We start from the raw sequence: 17,126 nt of genomic DNA, 5'->3' as shown, positions 1-17,126 counted from the left end.
ACATCTCCAATTCAGTTAATAGTTATATTATAACTATTATATCTTTTGAGACGGTTATTTCCTAACAGCATGAACAATATAATTCATATCTTTTTTATATCGTTTCATTGTTCTAAACATATTAAAGAACATAGATCGATTTTCTTTTTTTAAGGCATTTTTTATAATTTTAAGCGTACCTAATACACCTTCATCTCGTATCATGCCAGCTGGCGTCATCAGTGTTAACGCCCCAATATACGATTCTATTTGTTTGAAACCAGCATCTTGATAAAGTTTGTACCATTCTGCTGTTGGTAATGGGGTTACTTTAACGTTAATGGCATCACTTAAATGATGGATAATTTCATCTTTAGATTTAACATTAATAATGGCGATATCATGTGTTAATACGATGCCACCTGGTTTCAAGACGCGGTAATATTCTTTTAATGCTTGTTCTTTCGCTTTAATCGGCAACATTGTAAGCATCGCTTCATTTAATACGATATCAAATTGTTCATCTTCAAAAGGTAAGTTCATGGCATTAGCTTTTTGAACATTTATTAAATGAGATAAGTTTGCAGATGATACATTTTTAATACCTTTTTCTAAAGCTTTAGCATTTAAGTCGACACCTTCAATTCTACATCCGTAAGTTTTCGCAATTTGCATAGCTGTTGTACACATATTGCATCCAACTTCTAATACATATTTATCTCTCGTGAAATGCCCTTTTTTAATAAGCCAATCTGTCGCAATTTTTCCACCAGGTCTTAATCGTTTCTTACCTAACTTCGCTAAAAATGTATGTCCAGCTTCTTTTTTCATAATGAATCATTCCTTTAAAAAGTTTTTAAAGTAGATGTTTGTATTTCTTAAATAATACGTGGTTTTCTAAATGAACATGTTCATGTGTGTCGCGTTCTAATTGTTCTAAACGTTGATAGACAAGTCTCCATGTACCACATGCTTCTAAAGGTGGTTGGTAATCGTTTGTGATGGCACGTATTTCTCGTAATAATTGTCCAGCTTCATCATGTTCATCAACTAAAGATGTAATCGTTTCGTTTAATTGATCAACTTGTTTACCTGCTGATACATCTAAAAGTTTAGGGAACGACTGATGATCTTCTTCGTCAATATGTTCTAATAATGCAGACTTCAATTTAGTATATAAGTCCTTTAGTTCTAATAAATATGGATGACTTGGACCGTGAACTTTAGCCAACTTTGTAACATAAGGTGTTAAGTTTTGGAACTCAGTTCTCAATCCTTCATGATATCGAGATTGAATGTACTGAATAAGTGAAGCAGCATCTAAATATTTAATATCAATTCCGCCATTTTGTTGATCGGCAGGTATGCTATTGAGTTGATTTAACAATGTTTCTAAATCGACCTTTTTATTATTAGACACGGCTTCATCAATGGATACATCACCTCCACAACAAAAGTCGATACCGTATTTACGAAAAATATCAGCAGACTTTGGAATATCTGTTACGACATCAGCAACATGACGCTCTTTAGTAATCATGTAATGACCTCCTTTAAAATATTTACCTTCTATATATCTCAATTATATTATATGAGAAACATTCTCAGTATTAGGGAATTCCATGAAAATTACATAAAATTGTAAAAAATATGGTATGAAAAGATGTCGATAAAATTCATTCCGATATATCGCTTGACTATTTTCGATATATCGGATAATATAACGATATATCGAAAAGAAGAAAGGTGATTATATGTTTAGAAGAAATTTTGAGGGAAGATTTAACAATCACAGAGGTCATATGATGAATCGTGATGGCTTTGATTTTGGCAGAGGTTTTGGCGGACATCCGGGAAGAGATCGTTTCTTTAAGAAAGGGAACTTACAATTTATTATTTTAAAAATGTTAAAAGAAGAACCAAAACATGGTTATCAAGTCATTAAAGATTTAGAAGAAAGATTCAAAGGATTCTATGCACCAAGCCCAGGTTCTGTTTATCCAATTTTGCAAATGTTAGAAGATAGAGACTTTGTATCAATTTCTAAAGATGGTAATAAAAAAGTTTATACAATTACAGATGAGGGTGAAACATTTTTAAATGAAAACATCGATCAAGATGAATTTACGAAACGATTAGAAGGATTCCAAAATGTTGATATTAAAGCAATGGAAGATGCACGAAATCAACTTAGAGATTTATTTAAAGAAATTATGTTAGCGGGAAGAGAAGCAGTAGAAGATGATGAGAAAAAAGCGAAATTCGAATCATTTATAAATGAAACAAAAGAAAAAGCAAAAAACTTATATAAAAATTAAAAAGAAGGTAAACATGTTGAATAGCAATAAAAATAATAAAGTCGCAATTATAGGTGGAGGTCCTGGTGGCTTAATGCTCGGTTTGTTATTACAGAAACAAGGGATTCCATTTACGATATTTGAAAAAGGTGAGCGCAATATTAATGGCAATAGAGGGGGTTCGTTAGACATTCACGAAGAATCCGGACAATTGCCGATTAAAGAAGCTGGTCTTATTGAAACATTTAAAAGTATGGCAAGATTTGAAGGCGAAGATACAAAAATTCTAGGACCAGATGGCACATTGTATTTTGAAGATGATGCAGAAGGTGAAGGTGGAAGACCAGAGATTGACCGTGGTGAACTTTGCGATATGCTTCTTAACGAAATCAATCCAGAAAACATCCGTTATCATTATGAATTTAAAGCAATCGAAACGTTAGATAATCATAAAGTTAAAGTCACTTTTAATCATAATGTGAGTGAAATCTTTGATGTTGTAGTCGGTGCAGATGGATCATTTTCTAAAGTGAGACCATTTATAACAGAGCAAGAAATCAGCTATACAGGTATTTCAATGGTCGAACTAAACGTTTCTGATGTGAAACAACAATTTCCAGATTTAGCTGCTTTTAATAAGAATGGTAAAATCATGGCGCTTGGCGGTGATCAAGCTATACTCGGGCAATTGAATGGTGATGGATCGATTAAAGTTTATGTCACTTATCGCATGCCATATAAAGATCTAGATAAGTATAAAGCTTTGTCTCCTGACCAACTAAAATCACGTTTATTACAAGATTTTAAAGATTGGGATAAAGAGCTTTTAAAATACATTTCATACGCTGATGATCAAGCTTTATTTAGAAGAATTTATAAATTGCCAATTGGTTTCAAATGGAATCGTCAATCGAATGTGACATTGTTAGGTGATGCGGCTCACGTTATGAGTCCATTCGCTGGTGAAGGTGTTAATACAGCACTATATGATGCGTATTTATTAGCACGCGCATTTAAAAATCATGACAATTTAGAAGATGTGATAACAGCTTACGAAGATGAAATGTACAAAGCTTCTGAAGAACATGCACAAGAATCTCAAGATAATTTAGATTTAATGTTTTCGGATAATGCTGCTGAAAAAATGGGCAGTATATTTACAAATGTAGAACTAATGTCATAAAAATTCTTACTGTGTAGATGATTAATTTACGTTATACTTCAATTAAGGAAGAACTGAATGGAGTGATAACATGGTCAAACAAAGAGATCAATGGTCATCTAAGATAGGATTTATTATGGCATCAGCAGGTGCTGCAATCGGTATTGGCGCAATATGGAAGTTTCCTTATGTTGCAGGTCAATTCGGTGGTGGCGCCTTCTTATTGTTATTTATTATATTTACATTATTTATTGGCTTACCAATGTTGATTTCGGAATTTATCATTGGACGTGCAACAAACAAAGAAGCTGTTGCAGCCTATGATACGCTAGCACCAAAATCACCATGGAGAATAACGGGCAGACTTGGTGTTATTGGATGTTTCTTATTATTATCCTTTTACAGTGTTGTAGGTGGTTGGATTACAATCTATACAGCATTGGGATTAACAGGCAATCTTATATCTGATGGTACAAACTACGGTAAAGTCTTTGAACAAATTATAGGAGAGCCATTTACTGTATTAATCGGTGTGTTTGTCTTTATTTTAATGAATGTTGTTGTGTTAAACTTCGGTATTAAAAAAGGTATTGAACGTGCCAATAATGTATTAATGCCTTTATTATTTATATTCTTTATTATTCTTGTTGTTAGAGCAGTAACTTTAGAAGGCGCGTCTGAAGGATTATCGTTCTTCTTTAGTTTCAACTTTGAAGATTTCTCAGCTGAAGGTGTATTGTATGCGTTAGGTCAGTCATTCTTCGCGTTAGCTGTTGGATTCTCATGTATGGTTACTTATAGTTCGTATTTAAGTAAAAAGGAAAGCTTACCAACGTCAGCTATGTCAGTATCGATTATGAATATTATCGTGTCTATATTAGCGGGAATGGCGATATTCCCAGTTGTATTTGCTTTTTCATTAGAACCTACTGAAGGTCCTGGATTATTATTTATCGTATTACCTAATGTATTTGGCCAAATGGCATTTGGTTCATTATTCTTAACGTTATTTTTACTGTTATTCTTATTTGCGACATTGACTTCTTCATTTAGTCAATTTGAAATTATCATTTCAGCTTTCGAAAAAGAAGGCAAAAGATCACGTTCGAAAATAGTGTGGATATTAGGATTACTGACATTTATCGCTTGTATTCCATCATCACTGTCATATGGTGTTCTTGCAGATGTTTCGATTTTTGGGAAGTCTATATTTGATGCTACAGATTATTTAGTGAGCAATATATTATTGCCAATTGGCTGTTTGCTAATTGCTATATTTATTTCGTTTAGAATGGATCAAGCTATTGTAAAAAGAGAATTCCAAATGGGGAATCAACTGTCTTTAAAATGGTTTAAATTATGGAAGTTCTTAATGAGATATATCATTCCAATTATTATACTTATCGTATTTATATGTTCGCTTTAATTCTGTCATGAAATTCATGAAATGAGGTATAGCAAATGGAGTTTAAACAGTTAAAATATTTTGTGGAAATTGTTAGAAATGGTGGTATGACCCAAGCGGCAGAACATTTATTTGTCGCGCAATCTACAATTAGTAAAGCTGTGAAAAATCTTGAAAATGAATTTGATGTCACACTATTTGATCGTTCACAAAAACACATTAAACTAACAGATACTGGCGAAGTATTTTACGATAAAGCGGTAGAATTCTTAACATTATTCGATCATTTGACGCTCGAATTGAATGATATCTTTGAAGTGCAACGTGGACACATTAGATTAGGGTTATCACCTATGATTAAAGTGGATCTTATAACAGATAGTCTTGAGAATTTTCATGGTAAATATTCTAACGTCACATACGAAGTTACTGAAGGTGGCGGTAAAGCGGTAGAACATTATATTAATAAAGATGAAGTAGATATTGGTGTGACGACATTACCTGTAGACTCATCTAAATATAACAGTGTGCCACTTTATAAAGAGGAATTGTTTTTAGTAGTGAATAAATCACATCAACTTGCCGAAAGATGTCAAGTATCAATCAGTGAATTAAAAGATGAAGAATTTGTCTTGTTTCACGATGACTATTATTTAAGAGATATGATTATTGAGAACTGTCGAAAAGAAGGTTTCTATCCAAAGACAGTTGCTAAAATATCACAGCTTACCTTTATCAGCAATATGATAGAAAGAGGACTTGGTCTATCTATTGTGCCACAAAGTATTGCTGAACAAATGAGTGATGATGTAACAATGATTGAACTTGAAGGTGAAAAGATATATTGGCATCTCGGATTAATTTGGAAAAAAGGTGCCTATGTTAACAGAGTTACGAAAGAATGGATATTATTTCTAAAAGAATCACTAATCAAGAAACAGGCCGGAACATAATGTTCTAGCCTGTTTCTTGCTTTGAGCAGTAATGATAGGTTTAAACTATTCCAATACGGAATATGTTAAATCGATAATATGTATTTTATTAATACTTTGAACCGTCCTATAATATTGTCTATAAGTCTTATTAAAAGGATGAGCGCATTTGATTAAATTGTTTATAAAGATACTATTTCAAGTATCTCTCATATATATGATTACTCAAATTGGTAAATGGCTTCAAGAAATATTACATATACCAATTGCAGGTAGTATTGTTGGACTAGCATTATTATTTTTATTACTTCTAACAGGTATTTTACCTGAACGATGGATAGAAGTCGGTGCTAATAAATTAATTAATGTTATGATTCTATTCTTTGTGCCTTCAATTGTAGGCATAATGGATATTGCAGATCAGATTGGACCAGGTTATATCATTATGGTCGTGTTACTCATTGTGAGTACAAGTTTGGTAGCACTGTCATCTGGTTATGTTTGTGAGAAGTTTTTAAATATTAATAAAACGGATAAGGAGAATGCATCATGATTATACAATCTTTATTGATGGTACTTTTAACATTAGCTTGTTTTATCATCGCTAAGAAACTACAAATTAAATATAAACATCCTATACTCAATCCAGCACTGATTGCTTCAATTATGATTGTCACAATTTTATTAGTGTTAGGTATGAATTACAAAGACTACATGGTAGGTGGTTCATGGATTCATCAATTTTTAGATTGTTCAGTTGTGAGTTTAGCTTATCCGTTATATAAATATAGAAAGTTGATTGTTGCGAACTTCAAAATTATTATTTCAAGTGTATTAGCTGGTATCATGGTTAACTTTGTCCTCATTTATGGCGTTCTATATATAATGGGATATCCGAGTTCAACGATTGTCACAATTTTACCTAGATCGATGACAGCAGCAGTAGGTATTGAAGTGTCTCACCAAATGGGTGGAACAGATACAATAACGGTAATGTTTATTATAGCAACAGGCTTAATTGGTAGTATTTTAGGTAATTTTTATATTAGTAAAGCGAAGTTTACAAGTGATTTAGCAAAAGGTTTAACGTATGGTAATGCTTCACATGCGTTTGGTACAGCAAAAGCTTTGGAATCTAATATTGAAGCAGGTGCGTTTAGTACAATTGGTATGATTTTAACAGCTGTACTCAGTGCGATTATGTTACCAGTACTTTATTTAATGACCACTTATATTTAATGAGATATAGAAGGAGATATGGCAAAATTCATGTCATATTTCCTTCTTTTTTATATAAATTTATATTCATAAAACATGTATAAAAATACATAATAAAAGTACGTTAGATTTGTTATGTTCGTTAAATTTTAACTTAACACAACCGTTGTAGCAATATTTATAATGATTATAAAATGCGTATTATATATATTTATTCATAAGTAATGATGCTTTTCATTGTATGTAATTTGCATTTTTATTAAAACTTCTATATCGTCTTCATTGTGATTTAAATCATCGTGTTCATTAAAAATGATTATTTAACGATGTACATTAATCGACAACGAGGAGTGTTCAGAAGTGAAGAAACATAAAGTAATGGACTGGTGGACATTTTATGGGACGGTTGCAGTATTACTTATCGCTGTTATACCGATGATGGTATTCCCTAAAGCTAGTCAAGAAGTCATCACAAGTATCAATGATATTATTTCGGATTCATTAGGTGCATGGTATCTATTACTTGGATTGATTGTTTTTGCATTTGTATTATACATAGCGTTTGGGAAATACGGGAATGTCACTTTAGGTAAAGCAAGTGATAAACCTGAATTTAATAATTTTAGTTGGATTTCGATGCTGTTTTGTGCGGGTATCGGTTCAGACATTTTATACTGGGGTGTCATCGAATGGGCATACTATTATCAAGTACCGCCGTATGGTGCAGGTAGTATGACAGATGAAGCACTCGAGTATGCAACAATGTATGGCATGTTTCATTGGGGCCCAATAGCTTGGGCGATTTATGTGTTACCTGCATTGCCAATTGGTTATTTAGTATTTGTTAAGAAGAAACCAATCTATAAAATCAGCCAAGCATGTAGACCAATTTTAAAAGGTCAAACGGATAAATTACTCGGCAAAATTGTAGATATTTTATTTATTTTTGGATTGTTAGGTGGTGCAGCGACATCATTAGCACTAGGTGTGCCAATGATTTCTGCAGGGATAGAGCGACTCACAGGACTAGATGGTGAGAATATGGTTATGAGAAGTATTATCTTGCTCATCATTACGGTCATCTTTGCATTTAGTTCTTATACAGGTCTGAAAAAAGGTATACAAAAATTAAGCGATATTAACGTTTGGCTAACATTCTTAATTTTAGGAATCGTACTGATTGTCGGACCAACGATATTTATTATGGAAACGACTGTATCAGGATTAGGAAATATGTTGAAGAATTTCTTTAGAATGGCTACATGGTTAGAACCATTTGGCGGTATTGGTGATAGAAAAGAAACAAACTTCCCTCAAGATTGGACGATATTCTATTGGTCTTGGTGGTTAGTATATGCACCATTTATTGGCTTATTTATTGCCAGAATTTCCAAAGGTCGTACGTTAAAAGAAGTCGTATTAGGTACAATTATTTATGGGACTTTAGGGTGTGTATTATTCTTTGGTATCTTTGGTAACTATGCAGTGTTCTTACAAATTTCAGGACAATTTGATGTCATTCAATTCTTGAATCAACATAGCGCTGAAGCCACTATAATAGAAGTGATGCATCAATTACCATTTCCAAAAGTAATGATTGTCCTATTCTTAATCTCAGCATTCTTATATTTAGCAACAACATTTGATTCAGGATCATATATATTAGCAGCAGCAACTCAAAAAGAAGTCATAGACGAACCATTAAAAGCAAATCGTTTATTCTGGGCGTTTGCATTATGCTTATTGCCATTTTCATTAATGTTAGTAGGTGGAGAACGCGCGTTAGACGTCTTGAAGACAGCATCCATATTAGCAAGTGTGCCACTAACTGTTATATTTGTGATGATGATGGTTTCATTTATCCGGACACTAGGCGGAGATCGAATTAAATTAGAAGAACGAGCTGAAAAATTAAAAGCAGTTGAACGACGATCATTAAGAATCGTTCAAGTACGAGCAGAAAAAGAAGACGATAACTTATAAAGAAAATTCCAACAAAATCACATGATTTTGTTGGAAATTTTTATATCATTATTTTGTTTATAGCAGTTTTGGTGAGAAGTGTGAATAACGACACGAGTAGTTACAAATTTGAGTAGTTTTGTAACTAAGGAGGCCGTTAGTAACAATTTCAAGGAGTTTTGTAACTAAGGAGGCCGTTAGTAACAATTCTATGGAGTTTTGTAACTAAGGAGACCGTTAGTAACAATTCTAAGAAGTTTTGTAAATAAGGGCGCCGTTAGTAACAAATTCAAGGAGTTTTGTAAATAAGGGTGCCGTTAGTAACAATTTCAAGGAGTTTTGTAACTAAGGGTGCCGTTAGTAACAAATCCAAGAAGTTTTGTAACTAAGGAGGGTGTTAGTAACAAATCCAAGAAGTTTTGTAACTAAGCCCCTCAGTTAAAACAAACTAACACTGAAGTGTTCGCAACGGCTATCATTTTGAGTGAATAATTTCTTCATTAAATTGACTGAAAATTTAAAAAGAACAGTTGACATCATATGTTGTATCGGGTATGCTAATCATCATAATTTATTATTTCTTAGTAAACTTATCTGTTTAAAATAAATTCTGTTAAAAACATTGATTTTAAACTTAAAAAGCTTGTAGAAATAAGCATAAGGAGGACGTTATATATCATGACCGAAGTGTTAACATATGAACGTTTTGACACTGATCCTTTTAAAGATATTGATATTGACGATGAAACTAAAGGTGCATATCAAATAATTAAATGGGCGTATGAACATTATGGAGATTCTATCGTATATTCATGTAGTTTTGGGGCAGAGGGTATGATTTTGATAGATTTAATATCAAAAGTTAAGCCAGATGCCAAAATTGTATTCTTAGATACTGACTTACATTTTCAAGAAACATACGATTTGATTGACCGTGTGAAAGAAAGATATCCAACATTAAATATTGAACTTAAAAAGCCAGATTTAACGCTAGAGCAACAAGCAGATCAATATGAACCGGCACTATGGACAAGTGACCCGAATCAATGTTGTTATATCAGAAAGATTAAACCGTTAGAAGAAGTATTATCGGGCGCTACTGCTTGGGTCTCAGGATTAAGAAGAGAACAATCTCCAAGTAGACAAAATACCGATTTTATTAATAAAGATGAAAGATTTAAATCTATAAAAGTTTGTCCTTTAATTTATTGGACTTGGGACGATGTATGGGCATATATCGAACGCCACGATTTAACCTACAATGAACTTCATGACTTTAATTATCCAAGTATTGGATGTATTCCTTGTACAGCTCAAGTATCTTCGTCAGGTGATTCACGAGAAGGAAGATGGACGAATTTCAACAAAACTGAATGTGGTTTGCATACAGTAAATAATAAACCTAAGTAATCTAATTAAGAGATTTATTAATCTTTTTTTAGCATAAATCAGACTATTCCCATAAGAATAGTATTTAAAACTTAAATAATTGGACAGGATGAGGTGACATCTTTGGAATTATCAGTAACAAATAGCCCTTTTAATCAAGAGCAGTCAGAAAAGTTAAATCAAGTATTTGCAACACTTACAAATGAACAAAAGATTTGGTTGAGTGGTTACTTATCGGCGTCAGTCGTACAAGGTGGTCAAGCAAGTGCGCCTGTTGTTGAGCAATCTACAGCAGTGAGCAGTGAACCTAAGTTTAAGAAGAGAGATATTACAGTATTGTTTGGTTCTGAAACTGGTAATGCTCAAGGTTTAGCTGAAACGTTAGAAAGTAAATTAAAAGAAAAATCATTCAATGTCAATCTTGCATGTATGGAAGATTTTAAGACAAAAGATTTAAAGAAAGTAGAAGACTTATTTATTATCACAGCGACTCATGGAGAAGGAGATCCACCAGATAATGCAATAACGTTCCATGAGTTTTTACATAGTCGTAAGGCACCTAAGTTGAATGATGTAAGATTCTCAGTGCTAGCACTTGGAGATGAATCGTATGAATTCTTCTGTCAGACTGGTAAAGATTTTGATAAGAGATTAGAAGAGTTAGGTGCAGAGAGAATACATCCAAGAGTAGATTGTGATTTAGACTTTGATGAACCTGCTGAAAAATGGATGGAAGACATTTTAAATTCAATTGGCCAAGTATCAGGTCAAACAGCAGAAGAACCCGTTAAATTAGAAGCTGAAGATTTATCAGCTACTCAAACGTATTCACGCTCGAATCCATACGAAGCAGAAATTTTAGAAAATATTAACTTGAACGGTAGAGGTTCAAATAAAGAAGTTAGACATATCGAACTTTCTTTAGAAGGTTTCAATGATTCATTTGAACCAGGTGATTGTATCGGCATATTCCCGAAAAATGATCCTGAAATTGTATCAGAGTTAATTGAAACACTCGTTTGGGATCCTGAAGAAATCGTACCAATTAATGATTCAGGAGATACGTTAACTTTACGTGATGCATTAACTAATCATTTCGAAATTACTAAATTAACTAAACCAATCGTTACAAAAGCTGCGAATATCTTTGGTAATGGCGTGTTATCTGAAAAGGTTAAAAAAGATAGATGGATATACGGTTACGTTGAAGGTCGCGATTTTATAGATTTATTAAACGATTTTCCACCTGAAGATTTACAACCAGATGCTTTACATCAAATATTGAGAAAATTGCCAGCTCGTGAATATTCAATCGCAAGTAGTCATCAAGCAGCACCTGATGAAGTACATCTAACGATTGGAGCAGTTCGTTACCATTCTCATGATAGAGATAGAAAAGGTGTTTGCTCAGTACAATTTGCAGAACGATTACAACCTGGTGATACAGTACCAATTTACTTGAAGAAGAATCCGAACTTTAAGTTCCCTAAAACAAGTGAAACGCCTGTCATTATGATTGGTCCAGGTACAGGTGTTGCACCATTTAGATCATATATTCAAGAAAAAGAAGAATTAGAGCTTACTAATAAAGCTTGGTTATTCTTCGGCGAACAACACTTTACGACAGACTTTTTATACCAAACAGAATGGCAAGGTTGGTTGAAAGATGGCGTGCTTGATAAATTAAGTGTCGCGTTCTCGAGAGATTCAGAAGAAAAAGTATATGTACAACATAGAATTGAAGAAAACAGTAAAGAATTTTATCAATGGATTCAAGAAGGTGCAGCTATCTATGTATGTGGAGATGAAAAACATATGGCTAAAGATGTGCATCAATCCATTTTAAATGTCATTCAAAAAGAAGGACATTATAACGAAGAAGAAGCAGAAGCATTTTTAACTGAATTGAAAAAAGAGAGAAGATATCAAAGAGATATTTATTAAGAGGGGGCAATATTGTGAGCACTCAAACTAATTTATCCGACAAATTAGATGAAATGGAACACATTAAGAATAGAAGTAATTATTTAAGAGGAACAATTAAAGAAGGTTTAGCAGATGAAATAACTGGAGCAATAGCTGAAGACGATACTAAATTACTTAAATTCCATGGTAGTTATATGCAAGATGATAGGGATATTCGTGATGAGCGTCGTAAACAAAAGTTAGAACCAGCATATAGTTTCATGATTAGAGTAAGAGTTCCAGGTGGTACGGCTACTGCTGATCAATGGATTGCGATGGATGATATTTCAACAGAATACGCTAACAACACAATCAAATTGACAACAAGACAAGCATTTCAATTCCACGGCATCTTAAAAAGAAACTTAAAAAGCTCAATGCAAAGTATCCACCATGCTGTTATGGATTCATTAGCAGCATGTGGTGACGTTAACAGAAACGTCATGTGTAATCCAAATCCTTATCAATCAGGCGTGCACAAAGAAGTAGATACACTTGCTACAAAAATAAGTGATCATTTATCACCTCAAACTGGTGCGTATCATGAGATTTGGTTAGACGATGAAAAAATAGTCGATACAAAAGAAGAAGTTGAACCAATGTACGGTAAGACATACTTGCCAAGAAAATTCAAAATCGGTATCGCTGTACCACCATCAAATGATATTGATGTTTATTCACAAGATATCGGATTGATTGCAGTTATTGAAGATGATCAATTAGTCGGATTTAATGTGACAGTCGGTGGCGGTATGGGTATGACACACGGTGATACGAAGACATACCCTCAAGTAGGACGTCTATTAGGCTACTTCCCTAAAGAAGAAGCGGTAGATGTTTGTGAGAAGATTTTAACTATCCAACGTGATTATGGTAATAGAGAAAACAGAAAGAACGCACGATTTAAATATACTGTTGATCGTCTAGGTGTTGATTTTATTCGTGAAGAATTGAATAAACGTTTAGGTTGGGAAATTGAAGAGGCGAAACCATTTGAATTTAAACATAATGGTGACCGATACGGTTGGACTGAAGGAAGCGGAAAATGGCACTTTACATTATTTATCCAAAATGGACGTGTCAAAGATACTTCTGATTACAAATTGAAGACAGCCTTGAGAGAAATAGCTGAAATTCATACAGGTGACTTCCGTTTAACGCCTAACCAGAACTTAATTATTGCCAATGTTGCCAAAAGTAAAAAACAACAAATTCAAAAAATTATTGATCAATATGGCATAACAGATGGTGAACATTATACAGGACTTAGAAGAAATTCAATGGCATGTGTAGCATTTCCAACGTGTGGTTTAGCAATGGCTGAATCAGAACGTTACCTTCCAACATTGATCAATAAAATTGAAGGACTTTTAGATGAAGCAGGTTTAAATGAAGAAGAAATTACGATTCGAATGACAGGTTGTCCAAATGGATGTGCAAGACCAGCATTAGCTGAAATTGCATTTATCGGTAAAGCGCCAGGTAAATATAATATGTACCTTGGCGGCGGATTCACTGGAAATCGTTTAAATAAATTATTTAAAGAAAATATTGGTGAAGATGAGATTTTAGAAAGCTTAAAACCAATTCTGATTCAATACGGTAAAGAAAAAAATGATGGAGAACACTTTGGAGACTTTGTTATCCGTAAAGGCATAATTAAAGAAGTGCAATCAGGGCAAGACTTCCATAGTTAATCAGAAAATGGGGTGTAAGAATGGGGAAAGTATTCTTGGTTGGTGCTGGACCGGGCGATCCAGATTTAATAACAGTTAAAGGTATTAAAGCCATTAAACAGTCTAATGTCATATTATATGACCGACTCGTTAATAAAGCATTATTAGATTATGCAACTGAAGACACGAGAATGATTTATTGTGGTAAAAGTCCGAATAAGCATTCTTTAACTCAAGATGAAATTAATGAATTGCTCGTAAAACTTTCTCTAGAAGGTTACACCATAACAAGACTTAAAGGTGGCGATCCATTTATCTTTGGTCGTGGTGGCGAGGAAGCAGAAACATTAAAGAACTATGATATTCCGTTCGAAGTAGTTCCAGGTATTACTGCTGGTGTTGCGGCACCAGCTTATGCTGGTATTCCAGTGACACATAGAGATTATAGTTCATCTGTTGCCTTTATAACAGGTGTTATGAAAGACAGTGTTGATGAAGATGAATATTGGAAACACTTAGCACTAGGACCAGAAACACTTTGTATTTATATGGGTGTAAAGAAGTTACCTGACATTCAAAAATTATTAGTGAAACACGGTAAAGATATTCAAACACCAGTAGCATTAATTCATTGTGGAACTTCACAGAAACAAGTCACAGTGACAGGGACTTTAGAAGACATTGTAGAGAAATCACATCAAATTACAAACCCTGCAATGATTGTTATTGGAGAAGTCGTCAAACTGAGAGAACGCATGAGCTGGTTTGAAGAAGTGGCATCAGAACAGAACGTTCCACAACTTATTTATTAATACTGGAGGGATACAATGATAGGCGTGTTATATGTCAGTCACGGTAGCAGAATTAAAGAAGCGACAGATGAGGCAATTTCTTTTATTGAATCAGTGAAACAGTCTATTGATATACCGTTACAAGAAATTTGTTTCTTAGAATTAGCACAACCAGATATTCATCAAGGCGTTGAAAAGCTTATAGCGAAAGGTGCAACCGAGATATCCGTTATACCCGTATTGTTACTAAGTGCAGGTCATTATTTTAAAGATATACCGAAAGAGATAAATGAAATTAAGACACAATATCCAGAAGTAACTTTTACTTATGGAGAGCCTTTAGGTGTTCAACCAAGATTAACAGCCATTCTTAAAGAACGTATTGAAGAAACGAAAGTTGCGATTCAAGAAGATGCTAAATTACTTGTTGTTGGAAGAGGCAGTTACAATCCACAAACGAAGATAGATATTACAGCTATAGGTCAATCCTTATACGAAACGACAGCATTTAAAAATGTAGAAGTGTGTTACTTAGCTGCTTGTGAGCCATCTTTTGAAGAAGCTTTGCAAGATGCATTACATGAAGAATATTCACAAGTATTCATTGCACCGTATCTTTGGTTTACAGGTGTCTTAGAGCGTCATATAGAGCAAACAGTAGCGGAACATAATACGAAAAGCGACATCATCGTATGCGAACATTTAGGTCATCATCGATCCATACAAGAAGCATTGAAAGATCGCGTGTTAGAAACACTAACGACTCAAACAGTTTAAATATCAGATTAAAGGATGATTTATTGTGGCATACATTCCAATCAATTTAGATTTACAAGATAAAATCGTCAAAGTTATTGGTGGCGGTAAAATTGCTGAACGCAGAGTGAACACACTGATAAATAGTGGAGCGTTGATTCACGTTATTTCACCAGAACTTACTGACAAATTAAAGCAGTATGAAATTGAAGGGAAATTGAAATGGCACAAAAAGGACTTTGAAATATCTGATATAGAATATGTTGATTTTATTATAAATGCCACGAACTCACCAGAAATAACCGATGTCATTAAAGATAATGCCCCTAAACATTGTCTAATCAACATGGTCGGTGATGCACAAGATGGCAATGTGATATTTCCTGGGACATTAAATAGAGGTAAGTTGCAGATAAGCGTCACATCAAATGGTGCAAGCCCAAAGTTAGTGCGTAATATTTTGAAAGATTTAGAACAACAATATTCAGTGGATTATACAGAATATGTAGATTTTTTATATGAATGTCGCACAATCATTAAATCACTAGAAATAGATCAAACAGAAAAAAACCAATTATTAGAGACCATTTTGTCTCATCAATATTTTGATACGGATGAGCAAAATAAATTCATCAATTGGTTGAAACGACAACTTAAATAGAAAGCCAGAGAGGAGTAGCTTATGCGAAAGTTAACGATATTTGCATTAGTAGGTTTTTTAGCACAACTTATAGACGGTTCTCTTGGGATGGGATTTGGTGCAACCTCTTCATCATTACTATTAACTTTTGGAGTGGCACCAGCAATCGCATCTGCAACCATTCATTTTTCAGAAGTGGCCACAACAGCAGCATCCGGACTTTCACACTTAAAGTTTAAAAATGTTGATAAGTCCATCATTTTAAAGCTTGCTTTACCAGGTGCGATAACTGGATTTATCGGTGCAGGTGTATTGAGTAACTTGCACAGTGATTTTATTAAACCATTCATCGCATTATTCTTATTATCAATGGGAATTTATATTATTTATCAATTTGTATTTAAAAAACAACAAAACCAGCAAGTGAAAGACGGCAGATTTTCAGCTTTATTACTTGTTCCACAAGGTGCAATTGCAGGATTCTTAGATGCAATTGGTGGTGGTGGCTGGGGTCCAGTTAATACACCATTATTACTATCAAGAAATAAAATTGAACCAAGATATGTTATCGGAACAGTTTCAGCGAGTGAGTTCTTTGTAACAATTTCAACTTCATTAGGATTTATTATCTTCTTAGGTTGGAGTCAAATCAACATTTTGCTTGTCGTTGCGTTAGCATTTGGTGGCGTCGTAGCAGCACCGTTCTCAGCATGGTTAGTGAAGACTTTACCAGTGTATGTTCTAGCAGTACTTGTCGGTGGTCTAATCATATTTACAAATAGTAGCGTTTTATTAGGTACTTTAATTAGCAGTGAAGCAACAGTCAATATTATAAAAGGTGTTATTATCCTTGCTTGGTTAGGTCTAGTACTATTCACACTCTACCAACATAATAAATTTCCTTTTAATATTCAAAATCAAAAATCAAAAGAAGTAGATCAAATTAATTAATAG

At 33.7% G+C, this 17,126-nt stretch carries 16 protein-coding genes; 14 read left to right on the top strand and 2 right to left on the bottom strand.

The window, feature by feature from the left end:
* Window positions 1-54: 54 nt before the first annotated feature.
* Window positions 55-810 carry a class I SAM-dependent methyltransferase gene (locus LQ673_RS04260; RefSeq protein WP_191836295.1) on the bottom strand — a complete coding sequence of 252 codons (756 nt, stop codon included), beginning with the start codon at window positions 808-810 and terminating at the stop codon, window positions 55-57.
* Window positions 811-835: 25 nt separating this feature from the next.
* Window positions 836-1,519: an iron-sulfur cluster repair di-iron protein ScdA gene (gene scdA / locus LQ673_RS04255; protein WP_159316013.1), complete on the bottom strand. Its 684-nt coding sequence runs from the start codon at window positions 1,517-1,519 to the stop codon at window positions 836-838.
* A 214-nt stretch (window positions 1,520-1,733) separates the two neighbouring features.
* On the opposite strand from scdA, the gene LQ673_RS04250 reads away from it, so the two are divergent.
* The 14 genes from LQ673_RS04250 (at window position 1,734) to LQ673_RS04185 (ending at window position 17,123) form a co-directional block, all read left to right on the top strand.
* A complete protein-coding gene (locus LQ673_RS04250) occupies window positions 1,734-2,297 on the top strand; it encodes a PadR family transcriptional regulator (RefSeq protein ID WP_103361078.1) in 564 nt (187 codons plus the stop codon).
* Between the two features lie 16 nt (window positions 2,298-2,313).
* On the top strand, window positions 2,314-3,459 hold the full coding sequence (locus tag LQ673_RS04245; RefSeq protein ID WP_410250517.1) for an FAD-dependent oxidoreductase: 1,146 nt from the start codon (window positions 2,314-2,316) through the stop codon (window positions 3,457-3,459).
* Between the two features lie 70 nt (window positions 3,460-3,529).
* A complete protein-coding gene (locus tag LQ673_RS04240; protein WP_191836297.1) occupies window positions 3,530-4,864 on the top strand; it encodes a sodium-dependent transporter in 1,335 nt (444 codons plus the stop codon).
* A gap of 35 nt (window positions 4,865-4,899) precedes the next feature.
* Window positions 4,900-5,796: a cidABC operon transcriptional activator CidR gene (cidR, locus tag LQ673_RS04235; RefSeq protein WP_191836298.1), complete on the top strand. Its 897-nt coding sequence runs from the start codon at window positions 4,900-4,902 to the stop codon at window positions 5,794-5,796.
* Between the two features lie 196 nt (window positions 5,797-5,992).
* A complete protein-coding gene (locus tag LQ673_RS04230; protein ID WP_191836305.1) occupies window positions 5,993-6,328 on the top strand; it encodes a CidA/LrgA family protein in 336 nt (111 codons plus the stop codon).
* A complete protein-coding gene (locus LQ673_RS04225; RefSeq protein ID WP_037590201.1) occupies window positions 6,325-7,014 on the top strand; it encodes an LrgB family protein in 690 nt (229 codons plus the stop codon). Before LQ673_RS04230 ends, LQ673_RS04225 begins: the two co-directional genes overlap by 4 nt.
* 339 nt (window positions 7,015-7,353) lie before the next feature.
* Window positions 7,354-8,976, top strand: coding sequence for a BCCT family transporter (locus LQ673_RS04220; protein ID WP_126477972.1), 1,623 nt, complete (start codon window positions 7,354-7,356; stop codon window positions 8,974-8,976).
* Between the two features lie 657 nt (window positions 8,977-9,633).
* Window positions 9,634-10,365, top strand: coding sequence for a phosphoadenylyl-sulfate reductase (locus LQ673_RS04215; protein WP_037590199.1), 732 nt, complete (start codon window positions 9,634-9,636; stop codon window positions 10,363-10,365).
* 102 nt (window positions 10,366-10,467) lie between these two features.
* Window positions 10,468-12,288, top strand: coding sequence for an assimilatory sulfite reductase (NADPH) flavoprotein subunit (locus LQ673_RS04210; RefSeq protein ID WP_126477974.1), 1,821 nt, complete (start codon window positions 10,468-10,470; stop codon window positions 12,286-12,288).
* A gap of 14 nt (window positions 12,289-12,302) precedes the next feature.
* Entirely contained in the window at window positions 12,303-14,006 is a 1,704-nt protein-coding gene (gene cysI / locus LQ673_RS04205; protein WP_374199839.1) for an assimilatory sulfite reductase (NADPH) hemoprotein subunit, read from the top strand.
* A gap of 20 nt (window positions 14,007-14,026) precedes the next feature.
* Window positions 14,027-14,797: a uroporphyrinogen-III C-methyltransferase gene (cobA, locus tag LQ673_RS04200; protein WP_191836299.1), complete on the top strand. Its 771-nt coding sequence runs from the start codon at window positions 14,027-14,029 to the stop codon at window positions 14,795-14,797.
* A 15-nt stretch (window positions 14,798-14,812) separates the two neighbouring features.
* A complete protein-coding gene (locus tag LQ673_RS04195) occupies window positions 14,813-15,553 on the top strand; it encodes a sirohydrochlorin chelatase (protein WP_191836300.1) in 741 nt (246 codons plus the stop codon).
* 25 nt (window positions 15,554-15,578) lie between these two features.
* Entirely contained in the window at window positions 15,579-16,193 is a 615-nt protein-coding gene (locus LQ673_RS04190; protein ID WP_191836301.1) for an NAD(P)-binding protein, read from the top strand.
* Window positions 16,194-16,214: 21 nt separating this feature from the next.
* Complete coding sequence (locus LQ673_RS04185; RefSeq protein WP_025907279.1) at window positions 16,215-17,123, top strand: sulfite exporter TauE/SafE family protein; 909 nt, start codon at window positions 16,215-16,217, stop codon at window positions 17,121-17,123.
* Window positions 17,124-17,126 lie beyond the last annotated feature (3 nt).

The organism is Mammaliicoccus sp. O-M54 (genome assembly GCF_022386035.1).
Classification (GTDB): Bacteria; Bacillota; Bacilli; order Staphylococcales; family Staphylococcaceae; genus Mammaliicoccus; species Mammaliicoccus sciuri_A.
Note: the sequence above shows the minus strand (reverse complement) of the source record. Positions and strands in the feature narration are given on the sequence as shown.

Bases quoted from the DNA above. Each gene is read 5' to 3' on its own strand.
- LQ673_RS04260 (WP_191836295.1), bottom strand. From the start codon at position 810: ATGAAAAAAGAAGCTGGACATACATTTTTAGCGAAGTTAGGTAAGAAA.
- scdA (WP_159316013.1), bottom strand. From the start codon at position 1,519: ATGATTACTAAAGAGCGTCATGTTGCTGATGTCGTAACAGATATTCCA.
- LQ673_RS04250 (WP_103361078.1), top strand. From the start codon at position 1,734: ATGTTTAGAAGAAATTTTGAGGGAAGATTTAACAATCACAGAGGTCAT.
- LQ673_RS04240 (WP_191836297.1), top strand. From the start codon at position 3,530: ATGGTCAAACAAAGAGATCAATGGTCATCTAAGATAGGATTTATTATG.
- cidR (WP_191836298.1), top strand. From the start codon at position 4,900: ATGGAGTTTAAACAGTTAAAATATTTTGTGGAAATTGTTAGAAATGGT.
- LQ673_RS04230 (WP_191836305.1), top strand. From the start codon at position 5,993: ATGATTACTCAAATTGGTAAATGGCTTCAAGAAATATTACATATACCA.
- LQ673_RS04225 (WP_037590201.1), top strand. From the start codon at position 6,325: ATGATTATACAATCTTTATTGATGGTACTTTTAACATTAGCTTGTTTT.
- LQ673_RS04215 (WP_037590199.1), top strand. From the start codon at position 9,634: ATGACCGAAGTGTTAACATATGAACGTTTTGACACTGATCCTTTTAAA.
- cobA (WP_191836299.1), top strand. From the start codon at position 14,027: ATGGGGAAAGTATTCTTGGTTGGTGCTGGACCGGGCGATCCAGATTTA.
- LQ673_RS04195 (WP_191836300.1), top strand. From the start codon at position 14,813: ATGATAGGCGTGTTATATGTCAGTCACGGTAGCAGAATTAAAGAAGCG.
- LQ673_RS04185 (WP_025907279.1), top strand. From the start codon at position 16,215: ATGCGAAAGTTAACGATATTTGCATTAGTAGGTTTTTTAGCACAACTT.